Source organism: Aeromonas sp. 5HA1 (assembly GCF_029237245.1).
GTDB lineage: Bacteria > Pseudomonadota > Gammaproteobacteria > Enterobacterales > Aeromonadaceae > Aeromonas > Aeromonas salmonicida.
This window is the reverse complement of record NZ_JAACFW010000001.1, coordinates 188219-206263: the sequence shown is the minus strand read 5'-3', so window position 1 is coordinate 206263 and position 18045 is coordinate 188219. Positions and strand designations below refer to the sequence as shown.

Sequence of the window (18045 nt, the reverse complement as noted above, 5' to 3'; positions counted from 1 at the left end):
TACATGGATAAGAGAGCAACGGCGCAGCCGTCGGCGTCGACAGAACAAGCGCCCCCCCCATTGGACGACAGCCGGTATGAAGACCTGCCGCGCAGTGAGTTCCTGCAATTACCCAAAGAGGAGCAAGACCGGCTCTATCAGCTGCGCCAACAGCGGGTGCGAGAGGCGCCCACGCTTTATGAGTGGGATATTCGGGTGGCGACTGTCTATGGTCTATTTTGGTTAACCTTCCTGATCCCGTGTGGCTGTTTAGCACTTATAGGGAGCTATTTGCTATCTGGCGATACTAGCTTGGGTATTGGGTTAATCATCATGGCCCTAATAATGTGCCTATCTGCTCGTTACCTCTGGTTTGCAGACAAGCAGTACCACTATCGGCTCACCACAGAGGGGCTGGTCACCACCTATCATGATGCTATTCCGGATGCAGCCTATGCGGTAGTGCGGGGGCTGGCTTGGTTTGGGGTAGTGGTTTGCATCGTCGGCGTGGCGTTGTTAGGCCCGGCCGCCTTGGTCGGCGCGGGTGGTTTTGCCGTGATGGCATTTTTCTTCACCGGTTTTAAAAATGTAGAAAGCACCTCAATAAGTGCTATCAAGCGTGGACACCCCCACATGATAAAAGTGACCCAAAAGAGGCCATATATATCCTGTGATACAGACAGGTTTTATTTCGGATATTATTCAAATCTAGACTGTTATTGCCATCCCGAAGATATGCATAAAGTGTTGTCGCTGCTTATGAAGCAATTACCGGGATCGGAACTCTTTTTATTGAAAAATGAGCGAATAGTTGGCCTTTCTAAAGTTGGTACCCGTGACGGCAAACCAGCCCAACTATCAGATTTTGCCCCCTGACAATACCCATGCCGGCTAACGCTTTCTTTCGCGCCTGTTACTGGTGCGATATTTCTTCATCAGCGCCATCTGGATGCTAACCACTTGTTTGTGCTGGGGGTAGCCTATCTGTTGCTGGCAGTGCTGATTAATATCTTCAAGCGCAGCGAGCTGGAAAAATGGTTTGCGCAATCACGTCATGATCAGGATAAAAGTTGGGCGTGCAATCAAGCAAAAAGCGGCCCGGGAGCAGGCCGCTTTGTCTCTAGTTTGTTCAATCAGACTCTGCTATTGCACCGCCAGGGTAATGTCAATCCTGTGGTGCCCGTCGATCAGCGGTACGCGAAATGGTGAGCCGCAAGGCTCCATCAGCACACCATCGAGTCGGAGGGTGTCTGCTTGCAGCCCCGATAATACCTCTGTATTCACCTCTATGTCGTAGTGGGCGGCATCAAGGGTGATGGCTGCGCTAAATCCGGGCCAATGCGCGGGCAAGTTGGGGGCGATGAGCAACAGCTGCCCCTCACGACGGATCCCCAATATGCCTTCGATACCGGCCTGATACATCCAGCCTGACGCCCCCGTGTACCAGGTCCAGCCGCCACGACCGTTGTGCGGCGCGACTGAGTAGATATCCGCAGCCATCACGTAAGGTTCAACCTTGTAACGCTCGACGGCCTCAGGATCCAGTGCATGGTTGATGGGGTTGAGCAGGCAGAACAGGTCATAAGTCTTGGTGCCTTCTTTGAGGCGCGCGAAGGCGAGGATGGCCCAGATGGCGGCATGAGTATACTGGCCGCCATTTTCGCGCAGTCCGGGCGGATATCCGCGAATATACCCCGGATTCTGGGTCAGCTTGTCAAACGGTGGACTGAACAGCAGAGACAAACCCTGATCGTATTTGATGAGGTGTTGCTCCAGGGATTGCATGGCTATTCTGGCTCGGGTCGGGTTGGCCGCACCGGACAGGACGGCCCAGGATTGTGCGATGGAGTCTATCTGGCATTCGGGGCTCTCTTTTGAACCCAGCCAGCTGCCGTCATCGAAGGTCGCCCGGCGATACCAGGCACCATCCCAGGCTTTGCGTTCCAGCGCGACCCCGACCCGGTTGGCATGAGCCAGCCAGAGCTCGGCGCGCTTGTCTTGACGGGCGTGGGCCAGAGGTGCAAACAGACTGATGGTGCGCAGCAGCAACCAACCTAGCCAGACACTCTCCCCCTTGCCTTCACTACCGACCTGATTCATCCCATCGTTCCAGTCACCCGAGCCCATGAGTGGCAGACCATTGCTCCCGGTGAGCGCCATGGCTTGATCCAGGCAGCGAGCGCAATGCTCATACAGAGAGGCTGACGTTTCGGATACTTGTGGCAGGAAGAAGGCATCCTGCTGCTCCGTGCCCAGTGCCGGGCCTTCCAGAAACGGGATCTCCTCATCGAGAATGCTGTCATCGGCACTGCTTCGAACGTAGGTGGCCGTGGCGAAGGCCAGCCAGACCCTGTCATCGGAGATCCGGGTGCGCACACCCTGGCCCGAGTGGGGCAGCCACCAATGCTGCACATCCCCTTCAATGAACTGGCGAGCGGCCGTGCGCAACAAATGTTGTCGTGTGCTCCGGGGGTTGGCAAAGCTGAGCGCCATACCGTCTTGCAACTGGTCGCGAAAACCGTAAGCGCCTCCCGCCTGATAGAAGGCAGAACGGGCCCAGATCCGGCATGCGAGCGTTTGATACATCAGCCAGCCGTTGAGCATTATGTCCATGGCCCTGTCCGGGGTCTTGACCTGAACGGCCCCGAGCAGTGACTGCCATTGAGCCTCCACCTCGTCCAGCACCACATCGAGATCATGACGATAGCGGGTGACGAGGGCACTGGCTTGTTCGGTTGAGCCTGCCTGACCGAGCAGGATCACAAGCTCAAGGCTCTGGCCCGGGGCAAGATCAACATGGGTTTGCAGCGCTGAACAGGGATCAATCCCGGCCCCTGTGCTGCCAGACAAGGCTTTATGGCTTGCCAGCGCTGCAGGAGAGGCGGGTTGACCACGGTATCCCAGAAACTCACTGCGATCGGCGGTCCAGCTCGTTTGCTGTCCCCCCAGATCGAGGAAGGCTACCCGGCCAGGGAAGGCGGCATTCCAGGGGTTGTGTGCCAGCATGGCCCCCGTCTGTATATCCATCTGGGTCGTGATAAAGGGGGCTGTGACGCTGCGAGAGGCGCCCAACACCCATTCCACGTAACAGGTCACTGAGAGACGGCGGGGGACATTCGTTTGGTTGCGCAGTGTCAGGCGGGAGATTTTGACGGGATCCGCTACCGGGACATATTGCAGCAACTCGCTATGGATGCCGTGAACCTGATGCTCGAAGCTGCTGTAACCGTAACCATGACGAGCGATATAGGTACCGCCATCACGAATGGGCTGAGCGGTCGTGGTCCAGAGATCAAGGGTCTCTTCATCGCGAATATAGATGACTTCACTGACGGGATCCGTCACAGGATCATTGGACCAGGCGGTCAGCTGGTTCTCTTTGCTGTTGTCGGCCCAGGTGTAACCACTGCCTTCGGTGGAGGCTTGAAAGCCAAACTGCGGATTGGCAATCACGTTGATCCAGGGGGCGGGTGTGGTGTGACCCGCGCTGAGCAAGGTGACATATTCACGTCCGTCTTTGGCAAACCCACCCAGCCCATTGAAACACTCCAGCTCGGGATGCTGTAAATGTTTGCTGGCGCTGATGTGGGGCGCCCTGAAGACAGGTGAGGGTTGTGGTGACTGTGATGTGTCTGGCAGACGGGCCAGTTGCTCCTGCAGGGAGCCACGGCGAGCGACCAGTACGACCCGCGCCGCCGCATACAGCAGTTGGCAAACCTCGGCATTCATCAGATCGGTGCGCACCGTATAGACGGAGCCGCGGGCCAGCTCGCTATGGAAGCGGGGTCGGGACTGGCTGCTGCGCACGGCTGTCTCTATGCCATTTTGCAGATCCTGCACATAGGTGGCTGCGTGCTCATTGACGATCACCAGGTCGACGGCCAGACGTTTCATGCGCAGATATTCATGGGTCAGCAGCAGTTCGCGTACCTGGGCCAGATCCTCTATGTCATCGATGCGCAGCAGCATGATGGGCAGGTCACCTGAGATGGCGAGCTGCCAGAGGGCGGATTGCAGTGCCAGCCCATGCAATATGGTGTTCGATGAGGCGCGAAAGCGCGAGTCAGCGTAGAGCAGGGGAGCTGCGAGCCGCTGGAAGTTGGCCGCATCCGCCGCCTGAATATCCAGATGGTGCAACTGCACCTGTGCCTGGGTCCATGCCAGTGTCTTGGCCCGTTGGAAGGCATGGCGGTTGTGGTGCTGATCGATGAGATCGAGCAATGCCTGCCGCGATGAGGCAACCAGCGTCCAGAATGCAACCTTGGTACTGCTGCCGGGCAAGACCTGTACCTGCTGGCGCAGCGAGAAAATGGGGTCGAGCACTGTGCCCGTTGTGTTGGACAGGGAAACATCCCGCTGCAAGGCATGGGCCGAGGCCAGGGTTCGGCCCTGACCAATAAACCGGGCGCGATCGGATTCATATTGAAGCGTACCGGCCAGCTGCTCCTCGACAATGATGAAGTGAGCGGCCCAGATCTCGCTGTCTTCCGGTGTTCTGGGGCGCCGGGTCGCAATCAGCGCGCCCAGCTCCGCCAGAAATTCGGTGACCACAAAGAGCTTGCTGAAGGCGGGATGCGCCCTGTCAGTTTCCGGTGTGGTCAGCACGACCTCGGCGTAAGAGGTGAGCTCGATACAGCGGGTGCTGCGACCACGGTTGTTCAGCGAGATACGTCGTACTTCGCCATCCGCTTCACCGGACACCAGGACTTCCAGTGTGGTGGTAAGGCGGTCGTGATGATGAATGAACTGTGCCCGATCCTCGGCAAAAACAACTTCCCCCTTGTGGTCGGAATTGCCCAGCGGGTGCGCACAAGGAGACCAGGTCTCACCACTGTGAACATCGTGCAAAAAGAGGAAAGAACCCCAGTGGTCCCGAGTGGCGTCCTCATGCCAGCGGGTGATGGCAATGTTGCCCCAACGGCTATAGCCGGCCCCCGCACTGGTGAGCATGACGTTGTAGCGACCGTTGGAGAGCAGGTGGGTCACGGGGGCGCCCAGGGTCGATGAGGACAAGCGGCGTACTGATCGTACGTCCTGTATGGTCCTGATCTGCGATGCCTTTATCTCGGCGGCACGGGGTCTGACAATGGGCATGTCCTGCGGGATCCGCTCTTGCAGCAGCAGTTCACAAGCCTGAATGATGGGCTCTTCATGGAATCTGGCGCGCATCAGCCCCTGATGCAGGGCATTGGCGAGGGCGACGATGGTCATCCCCTGATGATGGGCCATGAAGTTGTGCACTATGGCCACATCCTGGTTATCGGGCAAACGGGACGGGGTAAAGTCCAGCGCCTCGTAAAAGCCGTAACGCCCTCCGCCACCCATGGCAGCCAGCCGTTGATAGTTTTTCAAGGCAGCGCCAGGGTTGACCATGGCGGCCAGACCTGTGGCATAGGGTGCTATCACCCGGTTTTCGGCCAGTCCGCGCTTGAGGGCAAGCTGGGGAATGCCGAAGTTGGAGTATTGATAGGTGAACTCCATGTCCCGGGCGTTGAACGCCGACTCCGATATGCCCCATGGAATGCCCAGCGAGTGACCATAGCTTATCTGCAAGTCGACGATCAGGCGGTTGGTACACTCCAGCTGAGAGCCGATAGGGGCCCGCATGACAAGGGAGGGCATCAGATACTCGAACATGGAGCCGGACCAGGAGATCAGGGCCGCGGCTTGGCCCAGCGGGGTAGCAGAGCGACCCAGCTTGAACCAGTGCTTGGTCACGACATCGCCTTTGGCGATGGCGAACAGGCTGGCAAGCCTTGCCTCCGAGGCGAGCAGATCATAGCAACTGTTGTCGAGCCGGTTGTCGGAGAGGGAATACCCGATGGAGAGCAGCTGGCGCTCCGGATCCAGCAAGAATGCGAAGTCCATTCCCATGGCCAGGGTGCGCGCGCGTTCGGCCAGTGCTTGCAGCCGTGGCACAAGCGTATCGGGAAGGCTGGCGTCATCCAGGCGATGTTCGGCCACCGTCTGCCTGAGCGCCTCTGACCAGAAGATAAGCTCGGCCCCCTCTTTGGGATGCGCTTGCAGATCAATACGATGGGCTGTCTCGACGCCTCGCTGCGCAAGCCGTTCGAGCTCAGCTAGCTGGCTTGTTACGGGCTGCTCGCCATAGAGCTGGCTGCAGATTGCTTTCAGGCAGGCCGTGAGCGCGTTCACCGGCTCGCTATTTTTCACCGGGTAGGCTTGCAGGGCCTGAAGCATCAGCAGATAGGTGTCTTGCAAGCCGCTGCGTATCGAGCTGTTGTCGGCGGCTTGTTGCCAGTTTTCGCAGGTGCTCGCGACCACCAGCAGATGGCCCGCAAGATTGCCACTGTCAACGGAAGAGACATAGGCCGGCTCCAAGGTGAGCAGGCGCCGGGTGTCATACCAGTTGAAGAAGTGGCCCTTGAAGCGCGGCAAGTGTTGCATCACCTCCAGGGTGGCTTCCAGCCGTTTGATGACGGCCTCGCGCCCGGCCCAGCCAAAGTCATTGGCCGCCAGGGTCGAGAGCAAATAGAGCCCCATGTTGGTGGGCGAGGTTCGATGGGCAATGACCTCTATCGGAACCTCCTGAAAGTTGTCAGGTGGCAGCTGGTTGTCGAGATCGGTCACAAAGGTCTCGAAATAGCGCCATGTCTTGCGGGCAATCAGCCGCAGCTCTACCGCTTCCCTGGCACTGCAGGTCATCTGTTTGCTCAGATAACGGGGCCGGCTGGTCCAGTACGCCACCAGGGGCGCCAGCAACCAGAGGGTGCCAAAAGGCAGTACCAGCGGCCAGGCGGTGGGGGCACTGAACAGCGTCATGGCGCACACTCCCATTCCCAGTACCGCACCGCTCATCATCATTTGGTAAAAGCCCAGGCAGGCCAGTCGCGGTGCGCCCGAGGTTTGAGCCGTGGTGGTCCACTCCAGCAGGTGGCGATGTGACAGGGATAACCGGAACAGAGTACGGACTATGGCATCTGTCATGCGCCAGGTCTGGTCGGCCAGAAAGGTGAGGCTGAGCAGGGTTTGCATGACGGCACGCTGCAGGCTATTGCCAATCCTGCCCACATAATGGCGCCATAAAATATCCTGTTTGCGGGGGAGTATGGTGAAGATGAGGGGCAAAAATATCGGAAGAGCAAGACAGGCAAGCAGCATCAGATCCGCCGCCACCGCCGTGCCCAACGGCAGTTGCCAGGATGCGAGAAAAGCCAGCAGGGCACTCGGTGCTAGCAGTGAACGGCAGAGGTTATCAAACATTTTCCAACGCCCTATCAGGGGCAGTGAGTGCTGGCCATGTTTGCGCTGACAGATCCAGGCGAGCAGTTGCCAGTCGCCGCGTGTCCAGCGATGCTGCCGTTTGGCACTGACGTCGTACCGCGATGGAAACTCTTCGACAACTTCAATGTCCGAGGCCAACCCTGCGCGGGCAAAGATGCCCTCAAACAGGTCGTGGCTCAGGTGACTATTTTCCGGTACACGCCCTTCCAGCGCGGCGGTAAAAGCATCGACGTTGTAGATGCCCTTGCCGGTGAAAGAGCCCTCCCCGAACAGATCCTGATAGATGTCCGAAACGGTGGCTGCATAGGGATCCATACCGCCAGGCCCTGAGTAGAGCCGTTGGTAATAAGAGCCATCCTGACCCAGTGGAAGAGAAGGTGTGACGCGGGGCTGGAGAATGCCATAGCCATGGGTGACGCGCTGATGCTCGGCATCAAAATGCGCGCAGTTGAGGGGATGCGCCATCTTGGCAATCAGGCGACTGGCGGTATCCCGCGGCAATCGGGTATCTGCATCCAGCGTGATGACATAGCGCACATTGTGGGGGACGGCAGGGGGCTGACCATCGATCACCATAAAACTGGTGTCCGTTGCCCCTCGCAGCAAACGGTTCAGCTCATAGAGCTTGCCACGCTTGCGCTCCCAGCCCATCCAGCACTCTTCGCCCGGGTTGAACTGGCGGTGGCGATGGAGCAGCAGGAAGCGATCCCCTGACGGCCCGGGGCCATATTTGCTGTTCAAGCGGGCGATGGCCTGACTGGCTTCGCTCAGCAGGGCCGCATCTTCGGGCATGTGTTCCTGGGCGGCATCCATCCCGTCGGAGAGCAGGGCAAAGCTGAGATCGCCACTGATCCCTGACAGGTGATGGATCTCCAGCTGCTCGACTTGTGCCAGCAGATCGGAGTGAGAGGTCAGCAGGGTGGGGATGACCACCATGGTGCGCAGGGATGAGGGAATGCCGTGAGTGAGATCCATGGCCGGCAGAGGCATGGGCACCAGATAAAAACTGATGAGATAGTTGACCAGCGAGATGGCTGCCGCCTTGACCGGCAAGAAGGCAAACAGGATGAAGAGCGGCATCCAGAGGGACCATGGTTCACCGGGCTGTGCGAGCTGCGGGTAGGTGAATGTCAGCAAAAGCAGCGTCAGCAGGGTAATGATGCCGACATAGCCGCCGATCCCGAGTCGGGAATGAAACCGGTGAAGTCGAAGGCGTAACGGGGGGCGAAAACCCAGATCGGTTTCCAGGGCGAGTCGGCCCTCAGCCATCAGATGATAACCGGGATCCTGCACCCTCAGTTTCATGTCGTCTGGCAGGGTGTCGACATCTTGTCGGGTCGCCGACAGGACCCGCGCCGTGACATCCAGCTCATCGTGGGGGGAAGAGCGGGCCAGCAGCTCGATTGCCCGGCGATAGAGATTGCGGGTGGGAAAGTCCATCTCGGCGAAGTGGGTACTGGCTCGTAACTGCTGATCCACCAGACTCATCTTTTCAAACTGCTCGCTCCAATCGATGTTCGAGATGAATCGCATGCTGGTGATGATGTTGCGAATGGTGACGTTGGAGGCCCCCTGCCGCTGCTGTGCATGCTGGACCACTTCATCGATGGACCCCCCCTGCAGCGTCAGGCGCGCTTCCAGCCAGCCGAGTGCCGGTGTGATATCGGGATCCTGGTCACGCAGTTGTTTGACGAGTTGAGCGGCAAAAATCTCGGACAGGGGGCCTGTGGCACGGGAGGCAATGTCTTCGTTCAGCGCAGACAAGGCGCACCCTGAGGCGAGCAGGCGCGAGCAAAGGAGATCTGCATCGGCTCTGGCCTGGCGGGCCAGCGTGATCTGCTCAACCAGACGCCGCAAGTTTTCAATGAGCACGATCCTGAGGGTGATGGGTACAGCCCATAACTCACCAATGGTCAGGGGTTGCACACGCTGATAGGCCAGGATGAAACGGCTCAAGATCTCGGGGTCGAAGTGGCTGTCGTTGTGGGCAATAAAAGCCCAGGCGATGCCAAAGACTCTGGGATAACCGGCAAAGGGGCCTTCGGCCAGCTTTGGCAACTGGCGGTAGTAGCTGGTGGGCAGGCTGCTGCGGATCTCGTAGATCTGGGCTTCGACCAGGTGATAGTTGTCGAGGAACCACTCGGCCGCATGGGTCAGATCATGCCCCAGTTCGAGTTCAGCCGCATTTGCCTGATGGGCGGATGACAAGACGGCCTCGTTTTCTTTCAGGCGCAGATGCAATGATTGCACCGCCGCCGGTCTGGCGCTGACTGACTGGGCTTCTGCCAGCGTCATGGCGTGGGATTCCAGCCGCTCTATGCCGAACAACTCTTCACGAACGGGCTCCTTGTCCTGCCAAGGGTCATTGGTTGGCTTGAAGCCAAATAACCTAGCGCACCAACCATTCATGGATATCTCCCTGCTTGTTGTTACCGGACCCGGGTCCGCGTTCGTGGAACATCAATCCATCGTTGGATATGGGTAATGTCTCTCTGTTGTCGGCGGCTCGTTCGGAGCCATCTACATGCATGACTGATGAAGGGGCCAGTCTCGCCTGTCGCGCGACAGCAGACAGGCAAGGGAAGGGCCCAGGTGTTGGGTAGCGAATGAACGGTTCACTGGAAGAACGGGAAAGGTGAGTCCTGGCGGTTCTTCAAAGGCGGGCATAAATGACCTGTCGCCAGATCTGACAGTCGTGGTAATTAAAATAAAAATGCAGTAGCCGCGAAAACACTATGGCGGGAGGGCGGCGGGCTGTCTGTTCGTTAACGTACATATCAAGGTAGGCCGTACTGGTAAGGTCGAACCGTCCTGTTGCACCTTGCTCAACGATTCACTTGAGTTCGCTCATGCCTCAGGCCACTTCCTTGTCAGGGTTGCCAGTGACAGTCTGGTTGTCTCCTGGTCATGGTTGAAGGACAACGCAGACTAGGGAGTTGATATGACTGACAAGACAGCACCATCCCGTACCGGCACAGTGGTCTCGGTGCGTGGCAGCGTGGTGGATGTTCGCTTCGACACGCAATTACCCCCCATTCATTCACTGCTGAGAACGGGTGATGAGGGGGACATCGTCATCGAGGTTCAAGCCCAGCTTGATGCACAACGCGTGCGTGGCATTGCCCTGACTCCCACCCAGGGATTGGCGCGGGGCACCCTGGTGAACGACAGTGGTGGCCCCCTATTGGCGCCGGTCGGCAAGGGCACGCTGTCACGAATGTTTGATGTCTTTGGTCAAGCGATCGATCGTCTGCCGCCCCCAACCGTGGATTGGCGTAGCGTACACAACACGCCGCCGGCATTGGCAAGGCGCTCGACGCAGCCTGAGATTTTCCTGACCGGGATCAAGCTGATCGATGTACTCATGCCCTTGGAGCGCGGTGGTAAAGCCGGCCTGTTTGGCGGTGCAGGCGTTGGCAAGACTGTCCTGCTCACGGAAATGATCCACAACATGCTGGGTCAGCATAAAGGGGTGAGCATCTTTTGCGGGATAGGTGAACGCTGTCGCGAAGGGGAGGGGCTCTATCGCGATATGAAGGCCGCTGGCGTGCTCGACAACATGGTGATGGTGTTCGGGCAGATGAACGAATCCCCAGGCGCCCGATTTCGTGTGGGTCACGCCGCGTTGACCATGGCGGAGTACTTTCGTGATGACGAGCATAACGATGTGTTGCTGCTCGTCGACAATATATTCCGCTTTATCCAGGCCGGCATGGAAGTGTCGGGGCTGATGGGGCAGATGCCGGCTCGTCTTGGCTACCAGCCGACCATGGGCACTGAGCTGGCCCAACTGGAGGAGCGCATCGCCAATACCGATACCGGTGCCATCACGTCGATCCAGGCTGTTTATGTACCCGCAGATGACTTCACGGATCCGGCCGCCGTGCATACATTCTCGCACCTCTCCGCATCGATTGTGCTGTCGCGCAAACGGGCGAGCGAAGGGCTATATCCGGCCATTGATCCCTTGCAGTCAAATTCCAAAATGGCGACGCCTGGCATCATTGGTGAGCGACACTACACGCTGGCACAGGCGATCCGCCGCACCCTGGCGCAATACGCCGATCTCAAAGACATCATAGCAATGCTTGGTATGGAGCAACTGTCGAGCGAGGACCGCAACGTGGTGGCGCGTGCCCGGCGACTGGAACGTTTTCTGACTCAGCCATTTTTCACTACTGAACAATTCACCGGCATGCAGGGGCGACAGGTGAGCCTGGATGATGCCCTGGCGGGTTGCGAGCGTATTTTGCGCGACGAGTTCAAGGATGTACCGGAAAGTGCGCTGTATATGATCGGAGCCATCGATGAAGCGCTCGACAAACAAGCCAACAAAGAGAAAGCGAGTTCCCATGAGACTTAAGATTTTGTTGCCTTTCAAGGTGTTTGCCGAGAAAGCGGATGTGCTGCGCATCGTTGCCGAATCGACATATGGATCCTTTGGTCTGCTACCCAATCGGCTCGACTGCGCTGCCGTACTGGTGCCGGGCATTCTGGTGTTCGAGACGAGTACAGAGCACGAGGTCTGTGTTGCGGTCGATCAGGGGGTATTGGTGAAGACGGGTGACGAGGTGCTGGTGTCCGTGCGCAATGCCATCGGCAACCTGGAACTTGAACAATTGCGTGCCGCCGTTGAGAGAGAATTTTTAACGCTTGATGAGCAGGAAAAAAGCGCGCGAGCTGCGCTGTCAAAACTTGAAGCGGGTTTTGTACACCGTTTCGTGGCCATGCAACATGACTGAGCAAGGACGCAAGCCGGGCGATGGCAAACGCGGGTTCAGCGAGCTGATTGGCAACAAGGCTGAGCGAAAAGTAAAGGCGCAGCAACAAGTCACACGCACCGTCTGGTCGGGTCTGGGCATGATGGGTCTGATTGGCTGGTCGATCGCGATCCCCACATTGCTGGGGGCGGCACTGGGTCTTTGGCTTGATGAGCGATACCCGGGCGGCCAGTCATGGACGTTGGCGCTGCTGGCTGCGGGTCTGACCCTCGGCTGCTTCAATGCCTGGCGCTGGTTGGCAAAAGAAGACAGTGAAATTCACGATAAGGGAAAAAAACATGATGAATGAATGGCTCATTTTGAGTGGCAGCCTGTTTGCCGGCGTCGTGCTGGGCCTGCTCTTTTTTGGCGGCCTGTGGTGGACGGTTCGCCGAGGCGTCGCCTCTGCCCAGATAGCCCTCTGGTTTTTTTGCAGTCTGCTTCTGCGCTCGGCGATCGTGATGGTGGGTTTTTGGCTCGTTGGCGGTGCTGACTGGCAGCGCTGGGCGGCTCTGTTGCTGGGGTTTATCCTCGCTCGGATTGTTGTCACACGAGTCACTCGCAAGATGCCAGTATTGATCGGTGCCCAATATGCACCTTAGCCCGGACGTCCTTGTTTTCTGGCAATTCGGCTTTGTTAAGCTCAATGCCACCATCGTCTACAGCTGGGGCCTTATGTTCGTATTGACGTTCGGTTCATGGCTGGTGACCCGTCGCTTGTCGAAAGGACTGGACCGTAGCCGCTGGCAGAACCTGTTGGAAATCATAGTCACCGGTATCGTCGATCAGATTGCGGAAGTCGGGCTGCTCAAGCCACGGCTCTACCTCGGCTTTATTGGGACGTTGTTTCTTTTTGTCGCCAGCGCCAACCTGGTCACCATCATACCTGGCTACGAGCCACCTACCGGCTCCTTGTCGACGACCACGGCACTGGCTCTTTGCGTATTCTTTGCCGTCCCGATCTTCGGCATTGCCGACAGCGGCCTGACCGCGTATCTGCAAGCCTACGTCAAGCCGACCCTGATCATGTTGCCTTTCAATATTGTCAGCGAATTGTCACGCACCTTGGCATTGGCCGCCCGTCTGTTTGGCAACATGATGAGCGGAACCATGATCCTTGCCATCTTGCTCACCATAACCCCTTTATTTTTCCTGTAATCATGAGTGCGTTAGGACTGCTGACCGGCATGGTGCAGGCCTATATCTTCAGCATTCTGGCGGCCGTCTACATCGCCGCTGCCACCCGGGTCCGTGAACCCAAGCCTGAAGTAGCTCCCGAAACCACACCCATTTCCCAAAAGGACTGATCATGGACAGTTTGACCCTCATTGCCATTGCTTCGATTATCACATCTGGCTTGACCATCGCCATTGGCAGCATAGGCCCGGCGCTCGGTGAAGGCCGGGCGGTGGCGATGGCGCTTAGCGCGCTGGCGCAACAACCTGATGCATCAGCCACCATCACTCGTACCCTGTTCGTTGGCTTGGCCATGGTCGAGTCGGTGGCTATCTACTGTTTTGTGGTGTCGATGATCCTGATCTTCGCCAATCCGTTCTGGAATCAAGCCATCGCCGCCGTGGCAGGAAAATAGATCATGCTTATCGACTGGTTCACCGTCGGCGCGCAAGTGGTCAACTTTTTGATCCTGGCCTGGCTGCTGAAACGCTTTCTCTATCACCCGATACTCGATGCAATTGACGCCCGTGAGAAGCGCATTGCTACCGAGCTGGCCAATGCAGCTAAACAGCAAGCATCGGCTACAGAGGAGAGAGAAAATTTTGAGCAACGAAATTCCGAGCTCGATCGCAACAAGGCAACACTCCTCAAAGAGGCAACAGAGGCTGCTCATGTCGAGCGCCAGCGGCTGCTTGACGAGGCAAGGCAAGCTGCGAGCGCCCTGATTGCCAAAGGCAAAGCTTCCCTGCAAAGCGAGGCGCACGCACTGCACCATGATATTCGCCAGCGGACCAGCCAGGAGGTCTTTGCCATTGCGGGCAAGGCATTGACCGATCTTGCCGGTATCACGCTCGAGGCCCGTATGGTCGATGTGTTCGTCGCCCACCTGCGTGACCTGAACGACACCGACAAGGCGGCGCTGAGCAAGGCGTTGCAGACCTCCGGGCAGCCACTGGTGGTCAGCAGTACCTTCGCGTTGTCGGACGAGCAGCGCAGCTTGCTGGAGACGACTATCCAGCCATTACAAGATAAGGCCCCCGCGTTGCGCTATGAAACTGTGCCGGAACTCGTGTGTGGCATAGAGCTGCGCGCCGAAGGTTACAAGGTTGACTGGAGCATTGCCGAATACTTGGTCAGCTTGGAAAAAAGCATTGGTGAGCTGCTCAAACCCGCCAGTACTCCAGAAGGTACAGCCAATGCCTCCTGATACTCTGCAGCAGGTATTGGCATCGACTTTCTCCGCTATTGAGAAGGGCCGCGACACCTTTGTTCATGGCATAGTGACCCGGGAAGTCGGCTACATCACCCGCGTTGCCGCCGGTATTGCCAGCGTCTCCGGCCTGCCGGGTGTCGGCTTTGAAGAGGTACTTGTTTTCCCCGGCGGCATTCAGGGCATTGCCTTCAATGTCGATGAAGATGAGATTGGCGTTGTGCTGCTTGGAAATTATTGGCTGTTGCACGCTGGCGACCAGGTTGAGCGCAGTGGCCATGTTGTCGATGTGCCGGTCGGGGAGCGCCTGATTGGCCGGGTCATCAATCCTCTGGGCGAGCCTCTCGACGATCAAGGGCCATTGTTGCCCGGGGAGCGCCTGCCGATCGAGCGTCCTGCCGCTGATATCATGGATCGGGCCCCGGTCACAGTGCCCTTGCAAACCGGCATCAAGGTCGTTGATGCGCTCATTCCCATTGGACGCGGCCAGCGCGAATTGATCCTGGGTGACAGGCAGACTGGCAAGACGGCCATTGCACTGGACGCCATTCTCAATCAGCGTGACAAGAATGTGCTCTGTGTCTACTGTGCCATTGGCCAGCGTGCCGCCGGCGTTGCCAAGGTGATTGCGACGCTGCGAGAAAAGGGGGCGCTGGAGTACACGGTTGTCGTCGTTGCTGAAGGAAACGATCCCCCTGGTCTGGCCTATATCACGCCCTATGCCGCGACCAGCATTGCTGAGTATTTCATGGAGCAGGGGCGCGATGTGCTGGTGGTTTACGATGACCTGACACATCACGCCCGTGCCTATCGAGAACTCTCCTTGCTGCTGCGTCGACCGCCGGGTCGCGAAGCCTTTCCCGGTGACATTTTCTACATCCATTCGCGTCTGCTCGAGAGAGCCACCCATCTGTGCAAGGAACTTGGTGGCGGCTCTCTGACGGCCTTGCCCATCATAGAGACCGAAGCTCAGGATATGTCGGCTTACATCCCGACCAACCTGATATCGATCACCGATGGTCAAATTTACCTGTCACCCGTTCTCTTCGAATTGGGGGTGTTGCCTGCGGTCGATGTCGGCCAGTCCGTGTCGCGGGTTGGCGGCAAGGCGCAGCGTGCTGCCTATCGGGCTGTTGCCGGTGATCTCAAGCTGGCCTATGCCCAGTTCGAAGAGCTGGAAACCTTTTCGCGCTTCGGCGCCCGACTCGATGCAGCCACTCAGTTGCAGATCGCGCATGGCCGTCGCATCCGTGCCTGTTTGAAACAACAAGAGTTTTCACCCTTCCCCATGGTGCAGCAAATTGCAGTGTTGCTGGCGCTGAGTGCGGGTTTGTTTGATCAGATCCCGCTCGACAGGATGAAAGAAGCCGAGGATGCCGTTTGCGATGCCGCCGACCAGGTCTCGCCAGCGCTCTGCGCCCGCTTGGAAAGCACCGAAACACTCGAGGATGAAGACAGTGCTCAGATAGTTGACCTGGCGCGGCAAGCACTCGTTCAGTTCCAGCCGGTTGACGAGGTAAGCGAATGAGTAAAACAGCCGTCAGTCTGCGTCGCCAGATAGCCAGTGCCAGTGACCTCGAATCCGTTGTGCGGACGATGAAGGCGATGGCCGCCTCGAGCATTGGTCAGTATGAAAATGCGGTGCGTTCCCTGGATGACTATGACCGAACGGTTCAACTCGGCCTGCTGACCTTTTTTCGCCAACAGCAGGGCGACCTGGTTCGGCCCGCAGCGCTCAAGGATGAGGGGCCCACGGGTGTCATCGTATTCGGGTCGGATCAGGGGCTGGTCGGGCAGTTTAACGAATCATTGGTTGAGTTCGTCAGTGAAACGCTGGATAAGCTGCCAGGTCGTAAAATCATCTGGACTGCAGGTGATCGTATCCGCTCCCGCCTCGATGACAGCGCCCTTACCTTGGGACGGGCTTTTCGTCTGCCCAGCGCCATCTCGGCGATCACTCCGCTGGTCAGCGAGATCCTTATCGAGACAGAATCTCTGCGCGAGCGCGGAGAAGTCAGCAATATCCTCTTGTTTCACAACCGCCCAAAGTCCGGCTCGCTTTACGAGCCTGTCTGTCAACCCTTCCTCCCCCTCGATGCCACCTGGCAACAGGCCTTGATGACCCGGAGCTGGCCGACCCAGTGTCTGCCAGAGTTGATTGGTCGCAGGGAAAATACCCAGATGGCGTTGGTGCGCGAGTATCTCTTTATCTCCTTGTTTCGTGCGTGTGCCGAGTCGCTCGCGAGTGAAAATGCCAGCCGGCTTGCTGCCATGCAACGGGCGGAGAAAAACATTGGTGAATTGCTGGATACGCTTGAAAGTGAATTTCATCGCCTTCGCCAGAGTGCCATCGATGAAGAGTTGTTTGATGTGATCGCCGGTTTTGATGTGCTGCCGGATGACTAGATCCAAGGCAAGAGAGAGGAGGGCGTATATCACCCGTGGCATGCCCGGTGAGAGGGTGACAATTCATGGCGGTCGCATGCTGGCCTGTCGGTTGGATAACGCCATGAATGCCCATGTTCGTGAACCTCATCAATCCATTTAGGTCGCCTGTCCAACCGGATTGGATGCTGGCCGCACGAGTGTGCCCAGCCCTGCCACCTCGTCCATGGCTCTGACCCCCGCCAGCGTCTCGTTCACATGTGCCTTGTTGTTCTGCTGATGGGATGTCGGCCAGTGCCTGGGGAGGCTCAGCGCCGGCTCGGGATCAGCCCTATCAGGTGCTGCAGGCTTTTCTGGCGTGGATGGCGGCGGGTGGCGAGGCTGATGCGGGTGGTGAGCGGTTCATCGGCGATGGGGTGATAGCTGACGCCGTGGGGGTGCAGCTCGCTCACAGATCGCGGGATGATGGCAACCCCGAAACCGGCCTGCACCATGCCGACGGTGGAGATCACCTGCGGGCTCTGGCTGCCGAGCCGAGGGCTGAAACCTGCCCGCTGGCAGCGTTGGGTGATGGCATCGTGCAGGCCCGGCCCCAGTTCGCGGGGGAACAGGATGAAGGGGTCTTGCGCCAGGGCCTCGATGGCGATGGCGCCCGTGCTTGCCAGCGGGTGGTGCGGGGGGAGGGCGATCAGCATCTCCTCCTCATCGATGAGATGGTGGGTCAGCGCCGAGCTGCTGCTGCACGGCAGGCGCAGTATGGCGGCATCCAGCTCCTCGCTCACCAGGTCGCGCACCAGATTGGGCATGCTGTTCTCGATGGGGTGCAGGCTCACCTCGGGCCAGGCCTGACGAAAGTCGTGGATGAGGCGCAGCACGCTCGGGTGCAGCACAGTGGAGCCGGCAAAGCCCAGGCGCAGGGAGCCAAGCTGACCGCGGGCAATGCGCTGGGCTTTCTGCATGGCCTGCTCGGTTTGCGACAGTATGCCCTTGGCATCCTGATAGAGGCTCAGCCCCGCCTCGGTCAGCTCCACACTGCGGGTCAGCCGGTGAAACAGCGGCGTGCCCACCTCCTGTTCAAATTTGCGGATCTGCTGGCTGAGAGGCGGCTGGGCCATGCCCAGCGCCTCGGCCGCCTTGGTAAAGCTCTGCTTCTCTGCCACGGCTACCAGGTAGCGCAGGTAACGAAATTCCATATCTGGTACGTCTCGAAGCTGATGAGTTTGGATATTGGTATCAAAGTGTGATCTTGGTCACTATTGAATCCTGATTCGCCAACCTAACAGGATTGGA

At 58.3% G+C, this 18045-nt stretch carries 13 protein-coding genes; 11 read left to right on the top strand and 2 right to left on the bottom strand.

Translation table 11 applies throughout. From position 1 onward, the window contains the following. The first annotated feature begins 3 nt into the window (after nt 1–3). Nucleotides 4–855 (top strand): hypothetical protein, encoded by an 852-nt coding sequence (locus GWQ27_RS00885; RefSeq protein WP_275906442.1) that lies wholly within the window; start codon nt 4–6, stop codon nt 853–855. A gap of 267 nt (nt 856–1122) precedes the next feature. On the opposite strand, the gene GWQ27_RS00880 is transcribed toward GWQ27_RS00885, so the two are convergent. Next, nucleotides 1123–9633: a glucoamylase family protein gene (locus GWQ27_RS00880; protein ID WP_275906441.1), complete on the bottom strand. Its 8511-nt coding sequence runs from the start codon at nt 9631–9633 to the stop codon at nt 1123–1125. 532 nt (nt 9634–10165) lie between these two features. Between GWQ27_RS00880 and atpD the strand changes: the two genes are divergently transcribed. Genes atpD through GWQ27_RS00830 form a run of 10 tightly spaced genes read left to right on the top strand, consistent with a single transcriptional unit; the run spans nt 10166 to nt 16776 of the window. Continuing rightward, a complete protein-coding gene (gene atpD, locus GWQ27_RS00875; RefSeq protein ID WP_275906440.1) occupies nt 10166–11587 on the top strand; it encodes a F0F1 ATP synthase subunit beta in 1422 nt (473 codons plus the stop codon). Then, nucleotides 11577–11966 carry a F0F1 ATP synthase subunit epsilon gene (locus GWQ27_RS00870; protein ID WP_270688414.1) on the top strand — a complete coding sequence of 130 codons (390 nt, stop codon included), beginning with the start codon at nt 11577–11579 and terminating at the stop codon, nt 11964–11966. The genes atpD and GWQ27_RS00870 overlap by 11 nt, the downstream gene beginning before the upstream one ends. After that, the gene (locus tag GWQ27_RS00865; RefSeq protein WP_219593511.1) at nt 11959–12294 is read left to right on the top strand and encodes an AtpZ/AtpI family protein; all 336 of its coding nucleotides are present in this window, start codon (nt 11959–11961) and stop codon (nt 12292–12294) included. The genes GWQ27_RS00870 and GWQ27_RS00865 overlap by 8 nt, the downstream gene beginning before the upstream one ends. Then, complete coding sequence (locus tag GWQ27_RS00860) at nt 12284–12586, top strand: ATP synthase subunit I (RefSeq protein ID WP_265451987.1); 303 nt, start codon at nt 12284–12286, stop codon at nt 12584–12586. Before GWQ27_RS00865 ends, GWQ27_RS00860 begins: the two co-directional genes overlap by 11 nt. Next, a complete protein-coding gene (locus tag GWQ27_RS00855; protein WP_275906439.1) occupies nt 12576–13142 on the top strand; it encodes a F0F1 ATP synthase subunit A in 567 nt (188 codons plus the stop codon). The genes GWQ27_RS00860 and GWQ27_RS00855 overlap by 11 nt, the downstream gene beginning before the upstream one ends. A 2-nt stretch (nt 13143–13144) precedes the next feature. Then, entirely contained in the window at nt 13145–13291 is a 147-nt protein-coding gene (locus GWQ27_RS00850) for a hypothetical protein (RefSeq protein WP_275906438.1), read from the top strand. Between the two features lie 2 nt (nt 13292–13293). Then, entirely contained in the window at nt 13294–13575 is a 282-nt protein-coding gene (locus GWQ27_RS00845; protein WP_099991851.1) for a F0F1 ATP synthase subunit C, read from the top strand. Between the two features lie 3 nt (nt 13576–13578). Then, nucleotides 13579–14367 carry a F0F1 ATP synthase subunit delta gene (locus GWQ27_RS00840; protein WP_275906437.1) on the top strand — a complete coding sequence of 263 codons (789 nt, stop codon included), beginning with the start codon at nt 13579–13581 and terminating at the stop codon, nt 14365–14367. After that, nucleotides 14357–15898: an alternate F1F0 ATPase, F1 subunit alpha gene (locus tag GWQ27_RS00835; RefSeq protein ID WP_275906436.1), complete on the top strand. Its 1542-nt coding sequence runs from the start codon at nt 14357–14359 to the stop codon at nt 15896–15898. Before GWQ27_RS00840 ends, GWQ27_RS00835 begins: the two co-directional genes overlap by 11 nt. Next, a complete protein-coding gene (locus GWQ27_RS00830; RefSeq protein ID WP_099991859.1) occupies nt 15895–16776 on the top strand; it encodes a F0F1 ATP synthase subunit gamma in 882 nt (293 codons plus the stop codon). The genes GWQ27_RS00835 and GWQ27_RS00830 overlap by 4 nt, the downstream gene beginning before the upstream one ends. Nucleotides 16777–17063: 287 nt before the next feature. On the opposite strand, the gene GWQ27_RS00825 is transcribed toward GWQ27_RS00830, so the two are convergent. Continuing rightward, nucleotides 17064–17948, bottom strand: a complete 885-nt coding sequence (locus GWQ27_RS00825; RefSeq protein ID WP_234576405.1) for a LysR family transcriptional regulator — start codon at nt 17946–17948, stop codon at nt 17064–17066. Between the last annotated feature and the right edge of the window lie 97 nt (nt 17949–18045).

What these genes read in the sequence shown, in the direction of transcription:
- GWQ27_RS00885 (WP_275906442.1), top strand. Translation starts at nt 4, where the DNA reads ATGGATAAGAGAGCAACGGCGCAGCCGTCGGCGTCGACAGAACAAGCG.
- GWQ27_RS00880 (WP_275906441.1), bottom strand. Translation starts at nt 9,633, where the DNA reads ATGAATGGTTGGTGCGCTAGGTTATTTGGCTTCAAGCCAACCAATGAC.
- atpD (WP_275906440.1), top strand. Translation starts at nt 10,166, where the DNA reads ATGACTGACAAGACAGCACCATCCCGTACCGGCACAGTGGTCTCGGTG.
- GWQ27_RS00870 (WP_270688414.1), top strand. Translation starts at nt 11,577, where the DNA reads ATGAGACTTAAGATTTTGTTGCCTTTCAAGGTGTTTGCCGAGAAAGCG.
- GWQ27_RS00865 (WP_219593511.1), top strand. Translation starts at nt 11,959, where the DNA reads ATGACTGAGCAAGGACGCAAGCCGGGCGATGGCAAACGCGGGTTCAGC.
- GWQ27_RS00860 (WP_265451987.1), top strand. Translation starts at nt 12,284, where the DNA reads ATGATGAATGAATGGCTCATTTTGAGTGGCAGCCTGTTTGCCGGCGTC.
- GWQ27_RS00855 (WP_275906439.1), top strand. Translation starts at nt 12,576, where the DNA reads ATGCACCTTAGCCCGGACGTCCTTGTTTTCTGGCAATTCGGCTTTGTT.
- GWQ27_RS00850 (WP_275906438.1), top strand. Translation starts at nt 13,145, where the DNA reads ATGAGTGCGTTAGGACTGCTGACCGGCATGGTGCAGGCCTATATCTTC.
- GWQ27_RS00845 (WP_099991851.1), top strand. Translation starts at nt 13,294, where the DNA reads ATGGACAGTTTGACCCTCATTGCCATTGCTTCGATTATCACATCTGGC.
- GWQ27_RS00840 (WP_275906437.1), top strand. Translation starts at nt 13,579, where the DNA reads ATGCTTATCGACTGGTTCACCGTCGGCGCGCAAGTGGTCAACTTTTTG.
- GWQ27_RS00835 (WP_275906436.1), top strand. Translation starts at nt 14,357, where the DNA reads ATGCCTCCTGATACTCTGCAGCAGGTATTGGCATCGACTTTCTCCGCT.
- GWQ27_RS00830 (WP_099991859.1), top strand. Translation starts at nt 15,895, where the DNA reads ATGAGTAAAACAGCCGTCAGTCTGCGTCGCCAGATAGCCAGTGCCAGT.
- GWQ27_RS00825 (WP_234576405.1), bottom strand. Translation starts at nt 17,948, where the DNA reads ATGGAATTTCGTTACCTGCGCTACCTGGTAGCCGTGGCAGAGAAGCAG.